Source organism: Salinifilum ghardaiensis (assembly GCF_054491345.1).
Genome location: NZ_CM137101.1, coordinates 587,444 through 613,166, shown reverse-complemented (window position 1 = coordinate 613,166; position 25,723 = coordinate 587,444). Strand labels below are relative to the sequence as shown.

11 protein-coding genes and 1 pseudogene are annotated in these 25,723 nt (G+C 69.7%); 6 read left to right on the top strand and 6 right to left on the bottom strand.

Translation table 11 applies throughout. The annotated features are described in order from the left end of the window. Window positions 1-117: 117 nt before the first annotated feature. Window positions 118-1,053 carry an NADP-dependent oxidoreductase gene (locus ACVGV0_RS02760; RefSeq protein WP_459159900.1) on the bottom strand — a complete coding sequence of 312 codons (936 nt, stop codon included), beginning with the start codon at window positions 1,051-1,053 and terminating at the stop codon, window positions 118-120. A 424-nt stretch (window positions 1,054-1,477) separates the two neighbouring features. Here ACVGV0_RS02760 and ACVGV0_RS02755 point away from each other — a divergent pair, with 424 nt between their 5' ends. Next, entirely contained in the window at window positions 1,478-2,170 is a 693-nt protein-coding gene (locus tag ACVGV0_RS02755) for a type 1 glutamine amidotransferase domain-containing protein (protein WP_459158278.1), read from the top strand. 48 nt (window positions 2,171-2,218) lie between these two features. Here ACVGV0_RS02755 and ACVGV0_RS02750 read toward each other — a convergent pair whose 3' ends face one another. Together ACVGV0_RS02750 and ACVGV0_RS02745 are read right to left on the bottom strand one after the other, a co-directional pair. Then, window positions 2,219-4,459 (bottom strand): terpene synthase family protein, encoded by a 2,241-nt coding sequence (locus ACVGV0_RS02750; RefSeq protein ID WP_459158277.1) that lies wholly within the window; start codon window positions 4,457-4,459, stop codon window positions 2,219-2,221. 158 nt (window positions 4,460-4,617) lie between these two features. Continuing rightward, window positions 4,618-5,436: an SAM-dependent methyltransferase gene (locus ACVGV0_RS02745; RefSeq protein ID WP_459158276.1), complete on the bottom strand. Its 819-nt coding sequence runs from the start codon at window positions 5,434-5,436 to the stop codon at window positions 4,618-4,620. A 340-nt stretch (window positions 5,437-5,776) separates the two neighbouring features. On the opposite strand from ACVGV0_RS02745, the gene ACVGV0_RS02740 reads away from it, so the two are divergent. After that, complete coding sequence (locus tag ACVGV0_RS02740; RefSeq protein WP_459158275.1) at window positions 5,777-6,643, top strand: SAM-dependent methyltransferase; 867 nt, start codon at window positions 5,777-5,779, stop codon at window positions 6,641-6,643. A gap of 52 nt (window positions 6,644-6,695) precedes the next feature. Here ACVGV0_RS02740 and ACVGV0_RS02735 read toward each other — a convergent pair whose 3' ends face one another. The 3 genes and pseudogenes from ACVGV0_RS02735 to ACVGV0_RS02725 form a co-directional block, all read right to left on the bottom strand. Continuing rightward, a complete protein-coding gene (locus tag ACVGV0_RS02735; RefSeq protein WP_459158274.1) occupies window positions 6,696-7,496 on the bottom strand; it encodes an enoyl-CoA hydratase/isomerase family protein in 801 nt (266 codons plus the stop codon). A gap of 73 nt (window positions 7,497-7,569) precedes the next feature. Beyond that, window positions 7,570-7,695, bottom strand: a pseudogene (locus ACVGV0_RS02730) (hypothetical protein); the annotation flags it as partial. 21 nt (window positions 7,696-7,716) lie between these two features. Further along, on the bottom strand, window positions 7,717-9,426 hold the full coding sequence (locus tag ACVGV0_RS02725) for a serine/threonine-protein kinase (protein WP_459158273.1): 1,710 nt from the start codon (window positions 9,424-9,426) through the stop codon (window positions 7,717-7,719). Between the two features lie 181 nt (window positions 9,427-9,607). Here ACVGV0_RS02725 and ACVGV0_RS02720 point away from each other — a divergent pair, with 181 nt between their 5' ends. The 4 genes from ACVGV0_RS02720 to ACVGV0_RS02705 all read left to right on the top strand — a co-directional run bounded on the left by ACVGV0_RS02720 (window position 9,608) and on the right by ACVGV0_RS02705 (window position 25,633). Beyond that, window positions 9,608-12,460, top strand: coding sequence for a DEAD/DEAH box helicase (locus tag ACVGV0_RS02720; RefSeq protein ID WP_459158272.1), 2,853 nt, complete (start codon window positions 9,608-9,610; stop codon window positions 12,458-12,460). Window positions 12,461-12,476: 16 nt separating this feature from the next. Next, window positions 12,477-17,129 carry an Eco57I restriction-modification methylase domain-containing protein gene (locus ACVGV0_RS02715; RefSeq protein WP_459158271.1) on the top strand — a complete coding sequence of 1,551 codons (4,653 nt, stop codon included), beginning with the start codon at window positions 12,477-12,479 and terminating at the stop codon, window positions 17,127-17,129. A gap of 99 nt (window positions 17,130-17,228) precedes the next feature. Next, the gene (locus ACVGV0_RS02710; protein WP_459158270.1) at window positions 17,229-23,447 is read left to right on the top strand and encodes a DEAD/DEAH box helicase; all 6,219 of its coding nucleotides are present in this window, start codon (window positions 17,229-17,231) and stop codon (window positions 23,445-23,447) included. After that, complete coding sequence (locus tag ACVGV0_RS02705; RefSeq protein ID WP_459158269.1) at window positions 23,444-25,633, top strand: UvrD-helicase domain-containing protein; 2,190 nt, start codon at window positions 23,444-23,446, stop codon at window positions 25,631-25,633. The genes ACVGV0_RS02710 and ACVGV0_RS02705 overlap by 4 nt, the downstream gene beginning before the upstream one ends. The last annotated feature ends 90 nt before the right edge of the window (window positions 25,634-25,723 follow it).

Sequence of the window (25,723 nt, the reverse complement as noted above, 5' to 3'; positions counted from 1 at the left end):
GCAGCGCACGGATGTCAGCCGAGGACCGGGGTATTCAACCCCACACAGCACAGCGTGGTGGGGCGATGGCGCAACAGGAGCGCGGGCGGGCGCGGACGCCCGCCCGCGCCCGCGGGATCACTCCACCACGAGCACGAGTTTGCCCGTGGTGCGGCCGGTTTCACCGCGCTCGTGCGCGGCGGCCGCCTCACCGAGCGGGAACGTCTCCGCGATGCTCGGACGCATCCGCTGCGCGGCGAGGAGTTCGGCCACCGCGCTCATCCCCGCGTGGTCGGCCTCGACCAGCAGGACCTTCGCGCGCACGCCCCGTTCGGCGGCTTCGCTGCGCAGCGCCGCGCCGTCCACCGGCAGGATCGACACGAGCATCCCGCCCCGCCGCAGCGTCCGCAGGGAACGGGTGCGGTAGTCGCGGCTGCCGATCGTGTCCAGCACGACGTCGACACCGCTGAGGACCTCGGCGAAGTCCTGCTCGCGGTAGTCGACGAGCTCGTCGGCGCCGAGCTCGCGCAGCACGTCGTGCTTGGCGGCGCTGGCCGTCCCGATCACGTGCGCCCCGCGCGCTTTGGCGATCTGCACGGCGAGGTGGCCCACACCGCCCGCCGCCGCGTGCACGAGCACCCGCTGGCCCGGCTGCACCTCGGCGGTGTCGACGAGCGCCTGCCACGCCGTCAGCGCGGCCAGCGGCACCGCGCCCGCCGCGACGTGGTCGACATTGGACGGTTTGCGGGCGAAGGAGCGGGCGGGCGCGGTGACGTACTCGGCGTGCGAGCCGACCCCGTGCGGGTACGGCAGCATCCCGAGCACCTCGTCGCCCGGTTCGAACAGGGTGACGCCGAGGCCGACCTCCTCGACGACGCCGGAGACGTCCCAGCCGAGGACGAACGGCGGCTCGCCGAGGAACAGGCCGCTGGACCGGTGCTTCCAGTCCGTCGGGTTGACGCCCGCGGCGCGCACCCGGACGAGCACCTCGCTCGGCCCCGGTTCGGGCCGGGGGAGTTCGACCTCCTGCAGCACCTCCGGTCCGCCGAGGACTTCCTGCCTGATCGCGCGCATGCTCGTGGTTGTGCTCATGCACCCAGCCTGCCGCACCGCGGGGGCCGGCGAAAACGCGAGCCCCGCCGCACCAGGAGGTGCGGAGCAGGTGTTCGCGCACCGCGGAGACGTTGCCGCGCTCCGGCGCGCCGGTGCGCTGCGCGAGGAAACCGGTGTTGATGGGCTGTGCCACGCCCCACAAGCGCGCGGCGGCGGTGAACGAGCCGGCGCGGTGCACGGCGAGGAACGTCCGCAGCAGACCGAGGTCAACGGGGCCCCGGACAGGTCGCCCCGGAGGCGTCAGCTCGTCTATCGGCCGTGGTGGTGCCGTTGGCGTTCGAACGGCGGTGTGCCTACCGTCGACGGCGGCAGCGCCGGCGGAGCGACCGCCGGCCCGATGCTCGCGCCTCCCGCGGGGAGGCCGTTCGCGGAAAGTGGGTGGACGATGGCAAAGATCCTGTTCGTCATGACCGGCGCCGACCACTGGACGTTGGCCGACGGGACGCAGCACCCGACCGGTTTCTGGGCCGAGGAGTTCACCGCTCCGCACGAGCGGTTCACCTCGGCCGGGCACGAGATCACCGTGGCCACGCCCGGCGGGGTGCGGCCGGTCGTGGACCAGTCCAGCCTGTCGCCGGAGGTCAACGGCGGCCGCGAAGGCGCCCAGCACGTCGCCGCCGTGCTCGACTCGGCGGTGGAGCTGCGCAACCCGATCGATCTCGCGACCGCCGACGTGGACGACTACGCGGCCGTGTTCTACCCGGGCGGGCACGGGCCGATGGAGGACCTCGCGGTCAACCGCGACTCGGCCGCGCTGCTCACGTCCACCTTGGAGTCCGGCAAACCGCTCGCCGTGGTCTGCCACGCCCCGGCCGCGCTGCTGGCCACCGAGGACGGCGGCACGTCGCCGTTCGCCGGCTACCGCGTCACCGGCTTCACCAACGCCGAGGAGTCGCAGGCCGGCCTCGCCGACAAGGCCCGGTGGCTGCTGCAGGACCGGCTGGTCGAGCTGGGCGTGCAGTTCTCCGAGGCCGAGCCGTGGACGCCGAACGTGGTCGTGGACCGCAACCTCCGCACGGGGCAGAACCCGGCGTCGTCCGGCCCGCTGGCCGACGAGGTGCTCAAGGCGCTCGGCTGAGCGCCGGGCCTGCGCGGAGCCCGGCCGGGCCGCACACCCGCTCGGGCCTCACCCCTGCACGGGGGCGCGCGGTGGGAGGACTCGCGCGCTCTCCGTGCCCAGGCCCGTCGGTCCACCGGTCCAGGGCACCGCCGTCCCGGCGCCGCGCGGTCGCCGCAGCTCCTCCTCGCGGTAGCGGGCGCACTGCCGGTGCCACTCGAGGATCCCGGCCATCCAGTCCCAGTGCCCAGCGACGTAGCGCTCGACGCCCGTCCGCGCGGTGTCGTCGAGCCCGCGCTCGTCGCACAGCGCCGGCAGGTCGTGGGCGAGGATGTGCTCGAACTGCCGCAGCCGCGAGGTGAGCAGGTCGACGACGACGTCGCGGGCCGTCCCCCGGTCGGTCCCGAGGAAGTTCTCCACCACGAGCACGAGGTTGTGCACCTCGCCCTCGAACTCGACCTCCTTCTGGTAGGAGAACAGGTCGTTGACGAGGCAGGCGTAGTCCTGCACCGCCGTGTCCATCTCGTGGAACACGCGCGTGCGGAAGACCTCCGGCGGGACCGCCTGCTCCTGCGCCAGCCGGGCGAGGCTCATCGTCATGTCCGAGCCGAAGGTGCGCCGCCGCATCTCGATGTAGTCGACGGGATCGGGGATGCGGTTGTGCAGCTGGTTCTCCAGCTCCCACAGCCAGCTGGTGGTCATCGCCTCCACCGCCTGCCGCAGGCGTTGCCGACCGGATCGCTCCATCGGTGCCGCGGAGCGCCGCCACAGGTCGGCGAGCCCGCGTTCCAGCGGGTGCACCGGCTCCGGGGTCCCGCCCACGTCCAGCGGCATGAAGGCCGGCAGCCGGTCGGTGAGGTGCTTGGCCGCGGCCAGGTTGCGCGTCGCCCCGAACGCCACCGGGTAGTAGTCGTCGCCGAACGTCCCCCACGTCAGCCAGTCCGAGGACAGGAACAGCTGCTCGGCGTCCGCGTCGGCGTGGATCATCGACGCGCAGTGCGGCAGGTCGATCGCGCGCAGCCGCTCCTCGTCCCAGACCCCGCCGCGGTCCGCCCCGGGCAGTGATTCGAAGAAGCCCATGTCGCGGGCCCATTCGACCTCGCGTTCGCGCGCCGGCTCCAGGTGCGGGCTCACCCGGAAGCGGTGCGGCATGGGGATCTCGGGCAGTTCCAGCGGCCCGGCGGGGGTGAACGGCACGTGGGAACGCTGCCGGATCCTGCCGCGCACGCCCGGTTCCAGCGAGGCGAACGGCAACCGGCTGGCCTCGGTGCCGAAACCGGTCGGTGCCAGGTTCGGGGTCCGGGACCGGGTGTTGCCGTTCATGTAGCGGCTCGACGTCGCGTGCCACTCGTGCCCGCCGGCCTGCCAGTCCTGCAGGCCCTTGACGTAGTTGCCCACGCGCAAGTGCACCTCGGGCGGGGCGCCGTGCTCGGTGAGCAGCGCGGGAACTTCGCCCAGCGCGGTGTCCTCGAACTGCTGCAGCCGCGAGGTGAGCAGGTCGTTCACCCGCTCGGCGGCTTCCTGCGCAGAGCAGTCGAAGAACCGTTCGAACACGAGCACCGCGTTGGAGTTCTCCCCCTCCTCGCGGACTTCGCGCTGGTAGGAGAACAGGTCGTTGCGCAGGTGCACGGCGTCGGCGAACGTGTCCGAGAGCACCTTCACCGGGCGCGTGCCCACCAGGTCCTCCGGGATCTCGGCGCGCGCGGCGCACTCGACGAGGTTCGCCGACCACGGCGCGCCGCCGACCTTCCGCCGCATCTGGACGAACTCGACGGGGTTGGCGATCCGCCCGCGGTCGATGTTGTCGAGCTCCCACAGCGATTCGACCATGAGCTCGTGCGTGCTGGTGCGGAACCGCCGCTGCCACTGCTGCGACATCATCGGCGCGGTGCGCTGCCACAGGTCGTCCAGCCCGGCCTCGGCCGGGTTCTCCGGTTCGGGCCGCTGCTCCTCGCCGACGGGCATGAACAGGTCGAGGCGGTCCAAGTAGGACTTCGCGCCGGCGCGGTCGCGCGTGTGCTTGAAACGCTCGAGGAAGTCGTCGTCGAAGAAGAACACCCACACGTACCAGTCGGTGATCAGGTCGAGCATCGGCCCGTCGCAGTCCGGGTGGGTGTAGGCGCACATCAGCGCGTAGTCCATCTCGGACAGCGCGGCCTCGTCCCACACCCGGCCACCGCCGGGTTTCTCCGCGTCCAGCATGCCCGTCCGCCGGGCCCAGTCGGTGCTGTGCCGCCGGGCGCGCTCGCAGTGCGGATTGATCCGCGCGGGGTGCGGCAAGTAGAAGTCGGGCAGCTCGAAAGCGTCCATGGCGCCTCATCTCTGCAACCGAGGTCCGAAGTGCGGTCGGGAGATGACTCTGGCAACCGCGCGCACCACGCCGATACGCCTGACGGAGCGGTGTTCGTTCCCTCATCGGGTGATCAACCGCTGGGACGACCAGGTGACGCGAGGTTGAGCGGCCGGGCTCAGGGCTTGCGCGCCACCGCGCCGTACATCGCCACGTCCTCGTCGGCGACCTCCCCGGCCGCGCCCGGTTCGGGGCGCCAGTGGTGCACCTGCACCAGGCCGGGCTCGACGAGTTCGAGCCCGTCGAAGAACGCTCCCGCCTCCTCGGCCGTGCGCAGCCGCATCGGCATGTCCCGGGCGGCGTACTCGCGGGCGACGCGGCCCACCTCCTCCGGCGCGAAGTCGGCGGTGCCGATCGACGTGGCCAGGTAGCTGCCCGGCGGCAGCGGGTCGAGCAGCCGCCGCACGATGCCGACGGCGTCGTCGGCGTCCAGCAGGAAGTGCACGATCGCGATGACGCACAGCGCCACGGGCTCGCCCAGGTCCAGCGTGCCGCGCAGCTGCGGGGAGGTGAGCACGGCGTCCGGATCGCGCATGTCGGCTTCCACGTACGCGGTCGCGCCCTGCGGGGTGCTGGCCATCAGCGCGCGCGAGTGCGCGAGCACGATCGGGTCGTTGTCCACGTAGACCACGCGGGCGTCCGGGCGGGCCCGCTGGGCCACCTCGTGCAGGTTCGGGCTCGTCGGGATGCCCGTGCCGATGTCGACGAACTGCCGCACCCCGCACTCCCCGGCCAGGTACCGCGCGGCGCGGTGCATGAACTCCCGGTTGGCGCGCATGTGCACGGCCAGGGCGGGCCACTCCCGCAGCATGGCCTCCGCGGCGTCCCTGTCCGCGGCGTAGTTGTCCTTCCCGCCGAGCACGGCGTCGTAGATCCGCGCCGAGTGCGCCACGTCCGCGCGCAGGTCCATCGACCGCGGCCGCTCCGCCCCGTCCATCACGCTCCCCGGTGTTGCCGCACCACGTCCGCATCCATGATCAACACTCGACCGGGTGTGACACAACCGGGTGGACGATTCCGGCCCGGTCCGCCCCGGGAGCCTGGCCGGCCCCGCCGGACCCACGGCCGCACGAGCACCTCCAGCGCCTCGCGGTCGACCACCGCCCCGCCCCCCTCGGGAACGCCGTCCCGTCCGGCGGTGCGGCCGAACCCGCGTCCGGACCGGATCCCGCCCTCGAGCGCGTCGGACAGCAGCTCCTCGACGCGGGCGCGGGCCGGCACCGCGCCCGGGGCGGCGCCACCTCACGCACCGCCTGCACCTGCGGTAGGAACGGGGCATGCCGAAGGATGCCGCGCGGACGGCGCGGGGGCCGATGGCGGTCGTCGCGATCGACCAGGCCGACCCGCGCCCGCTGCACCGCGACGAACTCGCGCACCGGATGCTGCCGACCGGGCTGCGGCTGCTCGTGCGGCTCGTGCGCCCGCGGCCGCTGCGGCGGTTGATGACCGCCGGGGTCGAACGCGGCATGCCGGGCGGTTGGGCGAGCTTCCTGTGCCGCAAGCGCTACGTCACCGACGCGCTGCTGCGCGCCGCGGACGAGGGGGTCGACGCGTTGGTCCTGCTGGGAGGCGGGTTCGACACGCTCGCCTACCGCCTGCCGCTGCTGGCGGGCACGCCGGTGTTCGAGGTGGACCTGCCGGAGAACATCGCCGCCAAGCGGCGGCGGCTGCTGCGGATCTTCGGTGCGGTGCCCGGCAACGTGCACCTCGTGCCGATCGACTTCGCCACCCAGCACCTGGACGAGGTGCTGGCCGCCTCGCACTTCCGCAGCGGCGGGCGGACGTTCTTCGTCGCCGAGGCGGTGACCCAGTACCTCACCGAGGACGCCGTGCGCAGCACGTTCGAGTTCCTGGAGCACGCGGGTCCCGGCAGCCGGCTGGTGTTCACCCACGTGCTCCGCGACTTCCTCGACGGCACCGCGCTGCACGGCGCGCACGCGCTGCACCGGGACGTGGTCGTCAAGCGCCGGCTGTGGCACTTCGGCCTGGCCCCCGAGCAGGTCGCGGGTTTCCTCGCCGAGTACGGCTGGCGCGAGGTGGAGCAGGCCGGCCCGCGCGAGTTCACCGAGCGCTACCTCCGCCCGTCCGGCCGCGAGATGCCCGTCTCGGAGATCGAGCGCTGCGTCCTCGCCGAGAAGGTGTGAGGCTGCCCACCGGGTGGGGTGGCCGCGCTCGACGCGACCGCACCGCGCGGGCTCACCCCCGGGCCGAGGGGAACTGCGGGGCGCGCTTCTCCCGCAGCGCGGCGACGCCTTCGGTCACGTCCGGCCCCATGAACCCGAGCATCTCGTACGCGGCGGACTGGTCGAAGATCGGTCCGGCGGTCTTGAGCCAGTTGTTCAGCGCGCGCTTGGTCCAGCGCACGGCGGGCTGCGAACCGGTGGCCAGCGTGTCGGCCGTGCTCAGGGCGCGCTCGAGCACGTGCTCGGCGGGCGGTGCAGCGCTCACCAGGCCGATGCGTTCGGCTTCCGCGCCGCTGAGCATCTCACCGGTGAGCAGGTAGTAGCGCGCCTTGGCCATGCCGGCCAGCAGCGGCCAGATGATGGCCGCGTGGTCGCCCGCGGCCACGCCGAGCTGCACGTGGCCGTCGCCGAGCTTGGCCTCCTCGGCGCAGATCGAGATGTCCGCGAGCAGCGCGACGACCAGCCCGGCGCCGACGGCCACCCCGTTGATGGCCGAGACGACCGGCTTCTCGCAGTTGACGATGTTGTAGACGAGGTCGCTCATCTCGGACAGCATGTGCGAGACCCGCTCGTGGTCCCCGGCCATGCGCTCGACCATGTCCAGGTCGCCGCCCGCGGAGAACGCCTTGCCCGCGCCGGTGATCACGGCGACCCGCGTGCCGGGGTCGGCGGAGACGTCGCGCCACACGCGCGCCAGTTCCGAGTGCATCACCTCGTCGGCCGCGTTGTACTTCTCCGGCCGGTTGATCGTGATCACCAGCACGCCGTGCTCGCGCCGTTCGAAGGTCAGCTGCTCGTAGTCGGCGTAGTCCATCGCGTCGGTCCTCCTCAGGCGGTTTCGAACATTCCCCGCGCGTACTCGGTGCCGGCCCGTGCGCGCCGCACCGCTGGGTCGCCAGGTGCAGGTGCGCGAACTCGGGGCCGTTGTGCAGCTGGTGCAGGACGACATCGCCCGGCCGCACGCCGGCGCGGACCAGTCCCGCGACCAGGCCGTCGACGCGTGCGCCCAGTTCAGCGTAGGTCCGGGACGCTGCTCACGTGGGGATGTCAGAGAGCAGGTCGCGGACCTTGGCTGCCATGGGGTGCTGCTCGCCGAACTCCCGGTGCACGTCTTGCTGGAGAGCTTCGAACGTTGCGCGCGCCTCCGCGTGCCGACCTGTGCCGAGCTGCCAAACCCCGATCTGTCGGCGCAGCTCCATCGTGCGCGGATCCCGACGGCCGTACGCCTGGAGTTCGTCGGCAACCAGCTGCTGCGCGCGCTCCAGAGCTGCGGACGTGACGCCCATCGCCGCCTGGCACTGGACGTACTGGGCTCGACAGCGGAACACCAGCTCAGCGGTGGGGCCATCCCGCTCGGCCAGGTCCGCGGCGAGTTCCTCGTAGACCGGCGTGGCCGCGCGGTAGTCCCCACCTTCGAAGAGGACGTTGGCATATTCCACCCGCGCGCTGATCACGTCGGGGTCGAACGCGCTGAAGACGTCTCGGGAGCGTTGCACCACGTCCCACAGCGCGACGGCAGCCTCCTGGTACCGAGCTTGGTCAGCCAGCTCGGCGGCGATCGCCCGGACGTCGTCGATGCGTGTGCGTGTCAGCGGACTGGCTTCGCTCTCCCCCTCGCGGAGATCGCGCGCAGGAACAGCTGGCCCCTTCCCTTCGGCCCCGCCCGCGCGGGTCGGCTCGCTGACGGGATGCTCCCGCACGGAAGCGCCCGCCCGATCTGCTGCGGACACCGCTTCCGGAGCCGCGCTCTCAGCGGCCGGGTGCGGAGCACTCGGAACAGCATCCGGCCTCGAGCGTTCTGGTCCGCCAGAAGCGCCCACGCCGGTGAAGGCCCTGCTGAGCACCTCGGCGTACATCCGCTGCGGGCTCTGCCTCGACGGTTCGTCCACCACCTCGGGCAGCGCACCGAGACCGGCGACGTGGGGAAGCAAGCGGTGATACGTCTCAGTTGCGGATGCGGGACGCTCCTCGGGCTTCTTCCGCAACAGCTCGCCGAGCAACTCCGCTACCTCGGCCGGAACCTCAGGACGCAGATTGCGCACCGGCTCGGGTGTGCTGTCCACGTGCTGCTGCATCACGGCGAAGGCGGTGTTGCCGGTGAACACCTGCGTGCCGGTGAGCATCTCGTGGAGCGTGCACCCCAGCGCGTACAGATCGGTCTGGGGGCTGCCCATGGCCGCGAGGACCTGTTCGGGGGCCATGTAGATGGGGGTCCCGATGTGCTGCCCGGTCCGCGTGATCTGACTGCCCTCGGTCATGCTCAACGCGACGGCCAGACCGAAGTCCAGCACTTTCACGGTGCCGTCGGCTTCCAGCATGAGGTTGGCCGGTTTGAGATCGCGGTGCACGAGCGAGGCGGAGTGCGCTGCGGCCAGCACGGAGCACACCTGCGCCGCGATCGCGCAGGACCAGCCGATCGGCAGGCGATCACGACGGGCGAGCACGTTCCGCAGGCTGACCCCGTGAACGCGTTGCATCACGAGGTACGGCCGCCCGTCCTCGGTCCCGACGTCGAAGATCGCGGGAACCCCGGGATGCTGCAGTCGCGCGGTGATGCGCGACTCCCGGACGAATCGCTTGACCAGCTCGTCCGCAGGAACGCCGTCCTGGAAGCGCACGAACTTGACGGCGACCTCGCGGTCGAGCTTCGCGTCGCGGCCGACCCACACCTCCCCCATCGCGCCCTGCGCGTCGGTCAGAGGCCGCAAGTCGTACCTGTCGTTGATCACTTTGCGCTGCGCCACCGGGGCTCCACACTCACGTCCGCTTCCTGCCAGATCTACCACGATCGGTTCCCCGGAAAATCAACCTCATCACGGATGATCGGGATGATCGCGCACGAGGATCAACAACGATCGCCACTCCTCGTAGTCGGCAGTGACCACCCAGTGCTCCCGCCCACCCGAGGTCGTTAGTCTTGTTCAAGTGACAGGCAAGGACAATAAACCGGACATTCCAGTCGGATCGCAGATCGTGGTGCGCGACGAGGAATGGCTGGTCCGCGCGACGCGCTCACTGGGGAACGGCGATCAGCGGCTCGAGGTCACGGGCACTTCGGAGCTCGTCCGGGACCAGGACGCGGTGTTCTTCACGCACTTGGACCAGGTCCAGGTACTGGACCCGAACGAGACGAGGCTGGTCGGCGACACGAGCTCGCAGTTCCGCAACTCCCGCCTGTGGTTGGAGTCGCTGCTGCGGCAGAGCGTCACGCCGGTCACGGACACGACGATCGTTTCCGGCCACCACGGTTTGGCCAACGAGATGCAGTACCAGCTGCGTCCTGCCCACCAGACGTTGTCGAACCTGCGTCCGCGCATCCTCATCGGCGACGCCGTCGGTCTCGGCAAAACCCTGGAGATCGGCATCACGCTCACCGAGCTGATCCAGCGCGGCCGCGGGGAGCGGATACTCGTGGTCACGCCGCGGGCGGTGCTGGAGCAGTTCCAGCGGGAGATGTGGACGCGCTACGCGATCCCGCTCGTGCGCCTCGATTCGGAGGGCATCCAGAAGGTGCGGCGCACGTTGCCGGCCTCGCGGAACCCGTTCAGCTACTACCGCCGCGCGATCGTCTCGATCGACACGCTGAAGAACCCCGCCCGCTACCGCCACCACCTGGCCGGACAGCACTGGGACGCGGTGGTGATCGACGAGTGCCACAACCTGATCAACCGCGGCACCCAGAACAACCAGCTGGCCCGACTGCTGGCGCAGCAGAGCGACGCGTTGATCCTGGCCAGTGCCACGCCGCACAACGGGGAGCCCGAGTCCTTCGCCGAGTTGATCAACCTGCTGGACCCCACGGCGATCGCCGACCCCAAGGACTACCGGGCCGCAGATATCGAGCACCTCTACGTGCGCCGGCACCGCAACTCCTCGGACGTGGCGCACGCGGTCGAGGCCAACTGGAAACCGCGGGAAGAACCACGGGTCGTCGCGGTGACGCCGACCGCCGAAGAACAGGCGGTCCTCGACGAGCTGCGCGACGTCTGGCTGCGTCCGACCTCCGGCCGTGCGCCTGCCACCGGCCGGGGCAGCACGCTGTTCCCGTGGACGCTGTTCAAAGCTTTCCTCTCCTCTCCCGTGGCGCTGCACTCCAGCATCGAGCGGCGGTTGAGCGCGCTGAGCGGTCGCGCGGAGGGCCAGGAGGAGGTCACCGCCCTGCAACGGCTCGACGCGCTGAACGAGGCCGCGCAGAAACGCGGCCCGGCGAAGCTCGACGCGCTGGTCGAGCACCTCACCGAGATCGGCATCGCGCGGGGGTCGGGCACACGAGTGGTCGTCTTCTCGGAGCGCATCGACACCCTCCGGTGGCTGCGTGCCGAACTGGTCGAGCGGTTGGACCTGCCGCAGGAGGCGGTGGACCTGCTGCACGCGCAGCTGTCGGACGCCGAGGTGCAACGCGTCCAGGAAAGCTTCGAACTGGCCTCGAGCCCGATCCGGGTGCTGCTGGCCAGCGACATGGCCTCCGAGGGCATCAACCTGCACAAGCAGTGCCACCAGCTGGTGCACTACGACCTGCCGTGGAGCTTCATCCGCATCCAGCAGCGCAACGGCCGCATCGACCGCTACATGCAGCAGTTCTCCCCGCAGATCACGGCGCTGGCCCTGACCGCTGAGGACTCGGAGACCGACAGCGATCTGCGGGTGGTCACGAAGCTGCTGGCCAAGGAGCACGCCGCGAACCAGGCCCTGGGCGATGCCGGTGCCCTCCTCAATCTGCGGGACGAGCAGATCGAGGAGGACGCGGTGATGAAGTACCTGCAGGAGGGCAAGGACCTGGGCACCACGGTTCCGGAACCGGAGCCGGAGCAGCTGCACCCGTTCGCCCACCTGTTCGCGAGCGGTGGCGAGCACCGGGACGACCCGGCAGTGCCGACCTCGGAGCGGCGCACCCTCTTCACCGATGCGGACGACTTCCTCACCGCAGCGTTGAACATGATCGCGGCCGAGGACGAGCAGGGCCAGCAACGCTCCGACATGCGCACGCGCGCGCTGGACGTGGAGCGCAACGAGGAGACCGACCGGCTCTCGTTCAACACGCCGCAGGACCTGGCCGAGCGGATGCGCGACCTGCCGGAGGACTACTTGCGCGCCCGGGAGGTGACCGAGCGCATCCGCGTTTCCGGGCAGAAGCACTTCGCCGAGCAGCGGCTGCAGAAGGCGCGTGCCGACGGGGTCACGCTGTGGCCGGACGTCAGCTACCTCGCCCCGGTGCATCCCGTGCTGCAGTGGGCGACCAGCCGCGCGTTGGCGCGCTTCGGACGCGACCAAGCACCGGTCATGGCGGCGAAGGTCGACGTACCGGTGTTCCTCACCCAGGCCAGTTGGGCCAACGAGCTGGGCCAGCCGGTGGTCACGCACTGGGGCGCGATCACCGGACTGCCGGAGCAACCGGTCGTCGGCGACCTCGCCGAGGTGGTGCAGCGAGCCGGCCTGCAGGCGGGGGCGGAGAACCCGGGCGGTGTCGAGCACTGGGTGGAGAAGCTCCAACCCCTGGTGCCGCAGGCGGTGGCCGCGGCGAAAGCGGATCTCCGCGAGCGCCGCGACGAGCTGGAGGACGGTCTGACCGCGCGGCTGCAGGAGCACCGCGACCGGGTGGACGCTTGGAAGCAGCAGGCCCTGTTCGTCGCCGACCGCGCTGCTGATGCGAACAAGCGCAAGGCGACCGTGCATTCCACCACGGAGGAGACGGAGCGGCTCATCGATGCGCTCGCGGCCTCCGGAGAACCGTTCGTGCGGGTCGTGGGGCTGATCGTGCCCGCTGGCCGCACCGCGTAGGCAGAAGGACAACACGATGTACGACTCGATCCGCAACGTCGGCGATTTCCTGTCCCCGCACTGGTTCTCCGAAGCCTTCCCGGGCAAGCTCAAGGAGCTGTCGAAGCGGTGGCGCACGGATGCCGAGCAGGGCAAGTCCACACCGCTGCGCGGCCTGTCGCAGAACACCGGCCGATTCCTCACCGCGAAGGCGAACTTGCCGAAGCCGGGTGACGACGGCTTCGACGAGGCGGTCGCGGGATTGCACGCGGTGCTGCTGGAAGCTCTGGGTTTCCGCGCGGAACCGCAGGAACTGGCCACGGAGCAGTCGGAGACGCCGGTGGTGGTGCCGTTGCTGGCGCGCGGCCAGAGCCCGGACGGCGAGGCGCTGCACGTGCTGCAGGCCGCGCCGGTCGACGACGTCGACGACCTGTTCAGCGCCGACGAGGGGCGGCTGCTCGAACCGCTGCAGGTGCAGAGCGGGCCGGAGAAGGTCGAGGAGGTCCCCTCGGTCGCCAAGGCGGTGCAGCAACTGTTCCTCACCGCGCACGCACCGCGGTTCGTGCTCGTGCTCGCGGGGGGTTGGGCGCTGCTCTCGGACGTGGAGCGCTGGGCCGAAGGGCGCTACCTCGCGTTCGACGTGGATACCGCGCTGTCCCGCAAGGACGACCGGGCCACCGGTGAGCTGGCCTGGCTCGCCGGGCTGCTTTCGGCGGACGTGCTGCTGCCCTCCGAGGACGGCACGAGCCGGTTGGCGGAGTTCACCGAGGATTCGGTCAAGCACGCGGTCGGCGTGAGCGAGGACCTGCGCGAGGGGCTGCGCATCTCGGTCGAGCTCATCGCCAACGAGGTGATCCGCAAGCGCCGGGAGAACGGGGAGGCGGTCGAGGGCGATCCGGACCTGCCGCGCGAGTTGACGACGCAGTCGCTGCGCTTCCTGTACCGGATCCTGTTCCTGCTCTACGCCGAGGCCCGCCCCGAGCTGGGGATCCTGCCGGTGGGAGCCCCGGAGTACGACGCGGGCTACGGCCTGGACCGCCTGCGGGAGCTCATCCAGCGGCCGCTGGTCGGCCGCTCGCGCGACGGCCACCACCTGCACGACTCGCTGCGCCTGCTGTTCTCGCTCGTCAACCGGCCCCAGGAAGATCAGGCCGGCGACCAGGACGAGGGTTTGTCCTTCGAACCGCTGCGGGCGGACCTGTTCGACCGCGACTACGCCCACCACATCGACAAGGTCGACCTGAGCAACACGGTACTGCAGCAGGTGCTGGCGTTGCTGCTGCTGTCCAAGCCCTCGAAGAGCGGTGGTCAGCGCGGGTACGTCTCGTACGCGCAGCTGGGCATCAACCAGCTCGGCGCGGTCTACGAGGGGCTGATGGCCTACAGCGGTTTCATCGCCGAGCGCGAGCTGGTGGAGCTGGCCAAGAACGGGGACCCGAGCAAGGGGACCTGGCTGGTTAAGCGGGAGAAGCTCGGCGAGTACTCGGAGGAGCACGTGGTGAAGCGGGAGGACCCGCTCACCGGGGAGAAGAGCTTCGTCATCCACCCGCGGGGGACGTTCGTCTACCGGCTGTCCGGTCGAGATCGGCAGCGCAGCGCCTCGTACTACACCCCCGAGGTGCTCACCCGGTGCGTGGTGCGGCACTCGCTGGCCGAGTTGCTCTCCGAGGACACCCCGGCGCAGGACCTGCTGGAGTACCGGGTGTGCGAGCCGGCGATGGGCAGCGGTGCGTTCCTCAACGAGGCGCTCAACCAGCTGGCGGCCGAATACCTGCGGCGTCGGCAAGTCGAGCTGAACCAGCAGATCGATCCGGAGGAGTACCGCGGCGAGCTGCAGAAGGTGAAGGCCTACCTGGCGCTGCACCGCTGCTACGGCGTGGACCTCAACGACACGGCCCGGGAGCTGGCCGAAGTCTCGCTGTGGCTGAACGTCATGCACCCGGGGCTGCAGGCCCCGTGGTTCGGCCTGCACCTCAAGCGCGGCAACTCGCTGATCGGTGCGCGGCGGGCGACCTACGACATGGTGGCGTTGGGGCGAGCGAAGAAGAGCTGGCTGCGCACGCCACCAACGGACCGGCCGTTGAGCGGGGGCGACGTCCCGAACGGGGAGATCCACCACTTCCTGCTGCCCGCAGCCGGGTGGGGTTCGATCAAGGACGTCAAGCAGGCCAAGGAGCTCGCCCCGGAGCAGGTGCAGCGGATCAAGGACTGGGCCAAGGACGTCACCCGCAAACCGGGGCAGAAGCAACTCGAGCGGCTGCGGAGTTTGGCGCGGCGCGTGGAGCGGCTGTGGCACCTGACGCTGCGGCGGTTGGAGATCAGCGAGCGCGAAGTCTCCCGAAACATCGACGTGTGGGGCGCGGAGCTCCCGCCGGTGCACGGCGCCGTCGAACGCGAGGAGATCGAGCAGAAGATCACCGACCCGGAGGAGCTGTACCAGCGGCTGCGGCTGGTGATGGACGCGTGGTGCGCGCTGTTCTTCTGGCCGGTGACGACGGAAGTGGAACCGCCGGACCTGGACGAGTGGATCGCCACGCTGGAGGGATTGCTCGGCGTGTGGGGTGATCCCAAGCAGAGCAAAGCCAAGTCGCGGGGCGGGGGCGCCGACCCGAACCAGCTCGACTTCGCCGCGGACGTGGAGGACCTGCGCGAGCTCGCCGCGGTGGACGAGCTGGAGAAGGACTTCTACCGCATGCGCCCCGTGACCGAGCTGCTGTTGGAACACCCGTGGCTCGGCGTGGTCCGCGAGATCGCGCAGCGGGAGGGCTTCTTCCACTGGGAGCTCGATTTCGCGCAGGTCTTTCACCGCGGTGGGTTCGACGTGCAGCTCGGGAACCCGCCGTGGGTGCGTCCCACGTGGAACGACGACGAGATCCTGGCCGAGTTCGAACCGTCCTTCGTGCTGGAGGACAAGATCCCGCAGTCGACGTTTCAGCAGCGACGTGCGGACGTGCTGTCCTCCGCAACGGCGCAGCTGCAGTACCTGGGCGACCTGTGCTCGTGGGCGGGTCTCAACGAGCATCTCGGCTCCGCGGTGGACCATCCGGTGCTGAGCGGTGTGCAGACGAACCTGTACACGAGCTTCATGGAACGCAGCTGGAGGTCCATGGCCGACTCCGGTGTCGTCGGACTGCTCCACCCGGAGAGCCACTTCACCGACCCAAAGGCAGGAAAGCTCCGCGAGGCAACCTACTACCGGCTCCGTCGGCACTGGCAGTTCATCAACGAAGCACAACTCTTCGAAGATGTCGGACACCCTGTTACTTACGGCGTGCACATTTACGGAGTATCCACGACGATCCACTTCCTCCAAATGGGACATCTCCTCGTTCCGGACACCTTGGAAGGTTCTCTAAACCACGACGGATTCGGCGAGGTTCCGGGAATCCAATACCCAGCAGGCGGCTGGGATATCCGTCCACACCGTTCGCGCCTCGTGAACGTTTCCGAGCAGACACTTGCTGATTGGGCCGCCCTGTTTGACCAACCGGATACACCGGCCGCACAGGCACGCTTGCTACGGCCCGTGACGCACGATCATCTCGATGCACTTTCCGCCCTTGCTGCCCAGAGTGAGCGGATGCACGACATCGCCTATTCCTGGTCCTCCGGCTGGCACGAGAAAAGCGCCAAGGACGACGGCTTCATCGAATGGCGCACGGAATACCCGCCCAGCTGGAGTGAGGTCATCCTGCAGGGGCCACACTTCTCGATAGCTACACCCTTTGGCAAGGAACCGAATGAGAACTGCAGAAGCAAAGGCGATTACTCGGATTGGGACATCGAAAAGCTGCCGGAACGAGTGATCCCGCGGACCAACTACCAGCGCGCCACCGATCGCGAGACCTACGATGCCGGGCTCGACCACTGGGGTGGACGACCGCACACCGACTACTATCGAGTCGCGTGGCGCCGGATGACCCAGCCCGGATTGGAACGTTCGCTCACAGGTACACTACTACCACCGGGCCCAGCACATGTCCACACAGTGCACAGTCTTGCCGCAACCACCCAGCGGCAGACCGCGCTGATCAACGTGCTCTGCTCGTCCCTGCCGCTCGACTACCTTGTCAAGGTCAGCGGTAAGTCCGACATCTCCGATGAGCTCATCAACCGCTTCCCCGCCCCGCTGAAGCACCCGGCGGTCCCGTGGTTGCTGCTGCGCACGCTGCGGCTGAACTGCCTCACGCGGGAGTACGCACCGCTGTGGGAGGAGCTCTATGAATCCGGTTTCGCCACCGACTCCTGGACGCCGGCATTCGACGACTGGCCGGAGCTCGGCGTGACGCAGCGCGAGTGGTCCTGGGAAACGCCACTGCGCTCGGAGTTCGAGCGACGCGCTGCGTTGGTGGAGATCGACGCGCTCGTCGCGCTCATGCTCGGGCTCACCGTGGACCAGCTCTGCCTGATGTATCGCGGGCAGTTCGCGGTGCTGCGCAAGTACGAGCACAACATGTACTTCGACAACCTCGGCCGCACGATCGCCAAGGAGCACCACGCCCACGGGGTCAAGCAGCGCAAGGACGACTTCAAGCTGCTGCAGGCCTACCTCGCCGGCGAGGACTGCGGTGACCTGCTGGAGCGCTACGAGCTCCCCGTCGACGAGGAGCGCCCGGCGATCCGCGCCGACCGCGAGGCCGAGATGCGCGCCGCCCACGAGGAGTTCCAACGACGTCTGGAGCAGCTGTGAACTCGCGCACAGGGCGGCGATATGGCTGATCTACCCGGAACCCATCGGAGATGATCATGGACGTGGCCTCCGCACCGGCCGCGTGAGGAAGGAGCCCCGATGTATCCGTCACTGCTGGCGGAGCAGACGAAACACGCCGTCCTCGAGTACCTCTCCACAACCTTCGCCCTCGCCGAGGACGACGTCCGAGCAGCGCTCGAATCCTTCCTCGGCAACGCGAACACCGGCATCTTCCGCGGCCCGTACCTGCGGGTGCGCACGCCGTTCCACACCGCTCCGCGCGACTGGAAGTCACCGCTGGACTGGCAGCCGAGCTGGTTCCACCCGCACCGGCACCAGGCCCAGGCCTTCGAACGTCTCTCCACGCGGGACAGCCCGGCCGAGCCGACGCTGATCACCACCGGCACGGGCTCCGGCAAGACCGAGTCGTTCCTCCACCCCGTGCTCGACCACGCCGCCCGGGCCCGCGCCCGCGGCGAGACCGGGATCAAGGCGGTCATCCTCTACCCGATGAACGCGCTGGTCACCGACCAGGCCCGGCGCCTCGCCGAGCTGCTGCACGACGAACCCGGTCTGTCCGCGGTCACCGCCGGCATGTACATCGGCGGGGAGGGCAAGCACACCGAACCCACGCGGGAGCACCTCGTCGACCACCGTCCGACGATGCGCGAGAACCCGCCGGACATCCTGCTGACCAACTACAAGATGCTGGACCTGCTGCTGCTGCGCTCCGAGGACGCGCCGCTGTGGGCCGAGTCCACCAGCAGCCTGCGCTACCTCGTCCTCGACGAGTTCCACACCTACGACGGGGCGCAGGGCACGGACGTGGCGATGCTGCTGCGCCGCCTCGGCGCCACCCTCAAAGTCGCCGAGCCGGGCCGCCCGCTGGGACGCATCACCCCGGTGGCCACCTCGGCGACGCTCGGTGGTTCCACTCGGTCGACGGAACTGCGGGACTTCGCCCGGACCGTGTTCGGCACCGAGTTCCCCCCGGAATCAGTGATCACCGAGCAGCGGTTGGACGCCGCCGACGTCGTCGGCGACATCGACTTCTCCATGCCGATCCCCGACGTCGACACGATCACGCGGTTGCCCGCGCCACACGCGGACGATCCGCACTCCTGGCAGGCCCTCGCCCACGAGTGCCTCGGCAGCGCGATCCCCGACCAGAAATCCCTGGGACGTCAGCTCAAGCGCAGCTTCCTCACCCGGGCCGTCATCCAGGCGCTGAGCTCGGGGCCGGTCACCGCGCACGAAGCGGTCGACGCGGTGACCAACTCCGGCGTCCTGCAGTGGGGCGTGGCCAAGCAGAACGACCCCGAACAGGTCGAACGAGCGCTGATGTCCTTCCTCGCCTTGCTGTCCGCGAGCGAGGACCCCGAACAGCGAGGCAGACGCCCCCTGGTCAACCTCGAAGTGCAGCTGTGGGTCCGCGAACTCACCCGCATGCTGCGCGCGTTCGACGAGACGCCCGAGTTCGCCTGGTGGCACGACGGCGCCGTGGAAGCCGAGAAGCGCTACCTGCCGGCCGTCTACTGCCGCGTGTGCGGGCGCTCCGGGTGGCAGACCCTGGCCACCGAACTCGGCGACGACCTCGAGGGTTCTGCGGAGGACATCTGGAAGGCCGGACTCAGCAAGCCCCAGTCGGTGCGCACCCTGCTGCCGGTGCGCGGTGAGGAGAGCCGCGACTTCAACATCGCCTACGTCGACCGGCAGACGCTGGCGTTCTGCCGCGAGGTCGACGGCGGGGTGCCGGTGCTCATCACGCCGAACTCCGACGCTGCCGAGGCGCAGCGCTGCCCGTCCTGCGCATCGGACGAGAGCATCGTGTTCCTCGGCTCCTCGGTGGCCACGCTCGTCAGCGTGGCGCTCACCCAGGTCTTCGGTTCGAACCTCATCGAGGAGGACGGCAAGAAGACCCTGGTGTTCACCGACGCGGTGCAGGACGCGGCGCACCGCGCGGCGTTCATCGAAGGTCGCGCCTTCCAGTTCAACCTGCGCTCGGCCGTGCTCCGCGCCGTCGGTGCGCAATCGCGCAGCCTCGAGGAGGTCACCCGCCGCCTCGCCGCCAGCGACACCGCCGAGCTCTACGCGCTCGCCCCGTCGGACTTCGTCCGCCGCCTCGGCCTCACCGGCGAGTGGCTGAAGCGCGACCGGGGTGGCCGCCGGCGGTCCCTGCTCGGCACCCGCCTGACCTTCCAGGCCCAGCTCGAGGTGGGGTTGCGGTCGCGGCTGGGGCGCACGTTGGAACTCACCGGAGCGCTCGGCGTCGACTACGACCTCGACCTCGACCACCACGCGGCTCTGGCTCGCGACACGCACGAGCACCTGCCGGAACGCGGCATGTCCCTGCCGGATCAGTCCGCGTACCGCACGTGGTTGCTCGGGCTGCTCGACCGGCTGCGCGGCCGCGGCGGCATACTCCACCCGTGGCTGGACCCCTACATCACCCGCGACGGGAAGCGCTGGCCCATCTGGGGCGAGAGTCCCGCCGGGATGCAGAAGTTCCCCTACGGCCGGCCCGCGCCGATCTTCTTCACGACATCGACGAAGCCCCCGTTCGACAGCCTCCGCCCCCGCGGTGATTCCTGGCTGACCAACTGGACCAGCCGGTGCCTCGGCGTGTCGCTGCAGGAGGCGAAGGCCTTGCTCGAGCAGGTGGTACGCCAGCTGTCCGGGGGAGAGCGGCCACCGCTGGTGCGCCGCACGTCCGAGTCGGACGCCGTCGTGTACGGGCTCGATCCGGAACGGATCGCGCTGACACCGCTCGGGGATGACGACCTCGAGGCTGCCCAGCTGCGCTGCCCGCAGTGCCAGCACATCCAGCCGACCACTCCGGCGGCCCACCACCTGTGGCACGGGGCGGTGTGTCCGCGGATGGGCTGCAGCGGCCACCTCGAGGCGGCCCGGGTGCGCCGGGACAACTTCTACCGCGAGCTCTACCGTTCCGGGCTGCTGCGCAACCTCGTCACGCACGAGCACACGTCGCTGCTCGAGGACGGCGTGCGCCAACGGGTCGAACGCGACTTCGCCTCCGGTGATTCGCCGGTCGACCCGAACGTACTGACGTGCACGCCCACGCTGGAACTGGGCATCGACATCGGCAACCTGTCCACCGTCGGCTTGGCCTCGCTGCCGCGCAGCCCCGCGAACTACCTGCAGCGGGCCGGTCGCGCCGGCCGCTCCACCGGCAACGCCCTCATCCTCGCCACGGTGCCCAGCAATCCGCGCGACCTGTACTACCTGTCCGAACCCAAGAACCTCATCGACGGCGAGATCACACCGCCTTCGGCGTACCTCTCCGCAACGGAACTGCTGCACCGGCAGTACCTGGCGTTCTGCCTGGACCGCGTGGCCTCCGGCGAACTGCGGATGAGCCGCGAACGGCCGCGCGTGCTCGGCCCGCTCTTCGCGGACGGGCTCGCGCAGGACACCTGGCTGCGGCAGTTCGTCGACGTGGTGACCGAACGGGCCGCGGAGCTGTCCGCCGGCTTCCTCGAGCTGTACGGGGAAGAAGTGGACGAGGCGGCGCGGCAGAGCGTCCGGGAGTTCGCCGCCGAGGGCCTGCGCCGCGCGGTCGCGCGGGCCCGCGAGGAGTGGTCCGCACGCCGGGCGGAACTGCAGCGGCGCATCGGCGAGCTCACCGAAGCGATCAACGAGCTCGACCAGCAGGGCCACCTGCAGGACTCGCAGCAGGAGGACCGCCGCCGCTGGTCCGGGGAGGCGAAGGCGCTCAGCGCCATGCTCGACCAGGACTGGAGCCGCGACACGCTGCTCGGGCTGGGCGAGCTGTCGTTGCTGCCCAGCTACAACCTGCGCGACGACAACACCGAACTGGACGTGTCGTTGTGGTGGACCACCGACGACGAGAACGGCAAACTGCAGGCCAGCAAGGACACCTATCCGCGGGGCAGCAAGAACGCGCTGACCGAGTTCGCTCCCGGCAACGTCTTCTACGCCCAGGGGTACCGGGTGGAGATCGACGCGGTCGAGATCGGACCGGTGGGGCAACCGCACTGGAAGCGCACCCGGCTGTGCCCCGAGTGCGGATGGGGCGCGGAGCAGGTCGAACCGGCACCGGAGTCGTGCCCCCGCTGCCACACCACAGCGGTCGCCGACACGGGTGCGGTGCACAAGGTGCTCGAACTGCGCCGCGTGTCCGCGGTGCACCGGCGCGACGAAGCGATCATCGAAGACGACACCGAAGATCGCACCAGCAGGCAGTACGACACGATCGCCTGCGTCGACGTCGACCCGAAGCACATCCCGGACGCTTGGCGGCACGAGCACCGCGCGTTCGGTGCCGAGTACGCCCGGCAAGCCACGATCCGCACGCTCAACGTGGGGCGCTCCGACCGCCCGGGTGCAGAACTCGCGATCGCCGGCGAGCGCGGGCAGGCACCGCGTTTTCCCGCCTGCGCGCACTGCGGCGTGGTGCGTCAGACCAGCGAGGAGAACGTGCGCCACCGCGGCTGGTGCACCACGCGGCGCGGCGCGAAACCGCAGTGGGAAGAGCTGCTGCTGTCGCACGAGATCACCACGCAGGCGGTCCGGTTGCTGCTGCCGGTCTCCACGTTCCACGTGACTGCCCGCCTCGTCTCGTTCAAGACAGCGCTGCTTCTGGGACTGCGGCGCGACTTCGGCGGCGATCCGCAACACCTCGACGTCGTCACCGCGCGCATGCCCGATGAGCACGGACGCATCCGTCGGTTCCTCGTCCTGCACGACACGGTTCCCGGCGGCACCGGATATCTCGACAGGTTCGGCGATCCCGAACGCATGCGCGCGATCCTGCAGCAGGCGCACGACGCCCTCGTCACGTGCCCGTGTCGCGCGGAAGGGCGGTCGGCGTGCCACCGATGCCTGCTCGGCGTGGCCGAACGCCCCGAGGTGCCGCACGCGTTCCGGCGAACGGCGCTGGACATGCTCGACGAGCTGCTCGCGGACTGGCAGACCCATCCCGTCGACACCGTCACCGACATCGACATCTCCTCGGTGCAGCTCTCCGAACTCGAACTCCGCTTCCGCGAGCAGCTCAAGCGGGCCGTGGACAACGGGGTCGAGTCGTGCACCGGAACGTTCGGCAACCGGGGCGAAGAGCTCGACCTCCGGCTGCGCGGAACCGACGGCACGCCGCGGCGGTGGACCGCGCGGCCGCTGGTGCAGATCTCCGCGGGCCAGGTCACCACCGAACCGGATTTCCTGCTCACCCGGCAGGACGCACAAGAAGCGCAAGTCGCCGTCTACCTCGATGGGAAGGCGTTCCACGCCTCGGCCAAAGCTCCGCGCACGGCCGACGACGCGCGCAAGCGCGCCGCGCTCCGCGAGGACGGCATGCGCGTGTGGTCCCTGACCTGGGAAGACGTCGAAGACTTCGCGCGCGTGCAGGACGGTTACAAGAGCGGACTGCCCGCGCTGGTGGACACGCGCCTGGCGAGCGAAGCGCGGAAGGGGATCCGGGACGACCGCGGGGAGAGCCTCTGGAGCAACCCGATGCAGGCCCTGCTCACATACCTGCGCGATCCGGAAGCGCGGTGCTGGGGTGACACCGCGGCGCACACCTGCATCGGCCTGACGCGCTTCTCCCTCCAGCGCGCAGGGCCGGTGATGACGACACCGGACGAGCTCGCCTCCGCGCTGAATACCTGGGCGACCGGTGGCACCCCGGCGAACCACGCGAAGGGCTCCATCGCGCTGGCCCCCTGCACGGGGAGCTCCGGGCTTCCGCTCGCCGTGGTGACCAACATGCAGGACAACGGCACCGACAGCCTCGGTGCGCTGACGGTGCTCGACGACCGGCCCAGCGCGGTGGGCGGTGCCACGCACGACCAGCAGTGGCGCGACTGGCTCCGGTGGAGCAACCTGCTGCAGTTCCTGCCGCGACCCGTCTTCGGCCACACAATGCCGCTGCGCATGGCTGAATGTTGGACCCGGGAGTCCTTGGATCACTTCCGCGGGCGCGTCCTGCCGCTGGCCCTGCCGAGCGCACCAGAACCTCCGGCCGCGGTGGACATCCAGTACCCCGGTTGGAACGTGGTCCTCAAGTACACCGACGAAAACCTGGCCGGAGTGGGCAGGCGCCTGGCGGAGCTGAACGTTCCGGATCCGGAGGCCGGCGGCGAGGTAGGGGACTCCGCTGACTGGCAGGTCGAGTACTGCTGGCCTTCACAGCACGTCGCCGTGGTGGTCGACGCCGACGAGAGCCGCGACCGGTGGCTCGACGAGAACGGGTGGCACCGGTTCGTCTACACCGGGCAGGAAGACGAGGAACAGCTGGTGCAGCAGATCGCTAAGACGTTTGGGGTGCAGAGCGCATGAGCACGCATGTGGTGATGGACGAGCGGTTCAGGAGTTCGTACTCCGCCTTGGAAGGGTCGACCAAGAACCGCGTGCTGGACTTCCTCATGAAGCTCCAGGAGCGCCCCGGCATGCCCGGGCTCGACCTCAAAACCCCGGAAGGAGTCTCCGACAAACGCATCAAAACGGCCCGGGTCACTGACTTCTGGCGTGCCGTGGTCATCGAACTGCCGGAGTCCAGCGGGTACGTCCTGATCGCGGTCAAACCGCACGACGACGCCTACACCTACGCACAGCGCCTGCGATTCGGCGTGAACGAGGTCACCGGTGCTCTCGAAGCGGTCGATGAGGCCTCTCTCGGGCGGGCGGTCGAACAGGCGGAGACCGCCTCGAGCAGCAAGAGCCCCACGCCCGTGCTGAAGAAGACGCGCGCTCGGGACCTGCGGAGGTTCGGCATCGACGAGGACATCGCGGAGCGCCTCGTCGCGATCACCGACGAATCCCAGCTCCTCAACGTGGCGGAAAACCTGCCTACTGTGCAGGGCAGTGCCGTGCTGGACCTGCTCGCCGGACGGACTCCGGACGAGGTGTGGTCGGACCTCATCGCCACCGAAGAGGAGAACATCGACACGTCCGACGTCGTGCAGGCGCTCCAGCGGCCATCCTCGCGGTTGAGCTTCACCGGCGGCCGCGACGTCGAGGAACTGCGCACCATCCTCGAGGACGACTTCAAGGCGTGGCGCGTGTGGTTGCACCCGCTGCAGCGCAAACTCGCCTACCACGACGGTTGGCGCGGACCACTGCGCATCACCGGTGGAGCTGGCACCGGCAAAACCGTCACGGCGATCCACCGCGCGCGCCACCTGGCCACTCGACTCGAGACCACCGGCAGCGAAGCGAAGGTCCTGTTCACCACGTTCACCAAGAACCTCGCGCAGAACATCGAGTCACAGCTCAGGGAGCTGGCCGGCGCGGAGATCTTCAACCGGGTCGAAGTGCGCAACATCGATGCTCTCGCAACGAGGATTCTCAGCATCGAGGGCGGCACCAACGGTCGTCCTGACCTTCGCGGCGACAGCGACCGCATGATCGCCGAAGCCTGGGAGAACGCGCGGATGCACGCCGAGGGGCAGTGGGATGCCGGTTTCCTCCAGGCCGAATGGAACCAGGTCGTGCTGGCGCAAGGGGTGGAGGAACGTGCCGAGTACCTGCGAGCCTCCCGAAGCGGCCGCGGGACGCGCATATCGCGGCCGCAACGTGCCGACCTGTGGGGAGTTTTCGAGCGGTTCACCCAACTGCTCAACGCCCAGGGGATCATGACGTTCACTCAGGCCGCCTCGCGAGCTGCGCGTGTCGCGCAGCAGTTGAATCCGCACGAACAACCGGTCGAAGACAGCGGCGCCCGACGGGCCATGCTCCCGCTGTACAGGCACGCGATCATCGACGAGTCGCAAGACTTGCATCCCGCGCACTGGCGGCTGCTGAAGGCGCTCATCCCTGACGACACGGACAACATGTTCATCGTGGGGGATGCCCATCAGCGCATCTACGGCAAGCCGCTGGTATTGAGCCGCTACGGCATCGAAACCCGCGGGCGTTCCCGCAGGCTCACGGTGAACTACAGGACATCGCGTCAGATTCTGGACTGGTCGATCCGCGTTGCGTACGGGCAGAACGCTGACGACCTCGAAGGGGATGTCGAAACGCTCGCCGGCGCTCGCTCGGAATTCGACGGCCCCCTGCCCGAGACCGCGAAGCACAGCACCACGGCCAAGGAACGCAGCGGCCTCGTCGAGAAGCTCGGGTTCTGGGCGAGTGAAGGGATTCCCTGGGGGGAGATGGCGGTGGTGACTCGCTACCAGCAGAGCGCGGGCGAGCTCGCAGAGCACCTCAACTCGGCCGGAGTCCCCGCGGCGCAGGTCAAGGCGAACGACAACGAGAACACCCTCGGTGAACACGTGCGCGTCATGACCATGCACCGCGCCAAGGGGCTCGAGTACCGGGCCATCGCGCTCTGCGGCGCTGGTGCGAAGGAGCTTCCACCGGCCTCGATCCGACGTCTGGAAGGCGACGAAGGAGAAGCTGCGTGGGCGCGCGAACGGAGCTTGTTGTACGTCGCGGGATCGCGTGCCCGGGAGTACTTGTACATCTCGTGGGTTGGCGAGCCGTCGGAACTGTTGAACACGGGACACCAGCAGACGGGATGAACGCCGTTCGTCGAGGTGAGGCTCGCGGGCCCGGGCGCTCGGGGACACGCCCGGGTCCGCGAGGGCTGGCGCCGGTGCTCACCACGCGCG

Excerpts from the sequence above, each read along its gene's own strand:
- ACVGV0_RS02760 (WP_459159900.1), bottom strand. The coding sequence starts at position 1,053 with ATGCGCGCGATCAGGCAGGAAGTCCTCGGCGGACCGGAGGTGCTGCAG.
- ACVGV0_RS02755 (WP_459158278.1), top strand. The coding sequence starts at position 1,478 with ATGGCAAAGATCCTGTTCGTCATGACCGGCGCCGACCACTGGACGTTG.
- ACVGV0_RS02750 (WP_459158277.1), bottom strand. The coding sequence starts at position 4,459 with ATGGACGCTTTCGAGCTGCCCGACTTCTACTTGCCGCACCCCGCGCGG.
- ACVGV0_RS02745 (WP_459158276.1), bottom strand. The coding sequence starts at position 5,436 with ATGGACGGGGCGGAGCGGCCGCGGTCGATGGACCTGCGCGCGGACGTG.
- ACVGV0_RS02740 (WP_459158275.1), top strand. The coding sequence starts at position 5,777 with ATGCCGAAGGATGCCGCGCGGACGGCGCGGGGGCCGATGGCGGTCGTC.
- ACVGV0_RS02735 (WP_459158274.1), bottom strand. The coding sequence starts at position 7,496 with ATGGACTACGCCGACTACGAGCAGCTGACCTTCGAACGGCGCGAGCAC.
- ACVGV0_RS02715 (WP_459158271.1), top strand. The coding sequence starts at position 12,477 with ATGTACGACTCGATCCGCAACGTCGGCGATTTCCTGTCCCCGCACTGG.
- ACVGV0_RS02710 (WP_459158270.1), top strand. The coding sequence starts at position 17,229 with ATGTATCCGTCACTGCTGGCGGAGCAGACGAAACACGCCGTCCTCGAG.
- ACVGV0_RS02705 (WP_459158269.1), top strand. The coding sequence starts at position 23,444 with ATGAGCACGCATGTGGTGATGGACGAGCGGTTCAGGAGTTCGTACTCC.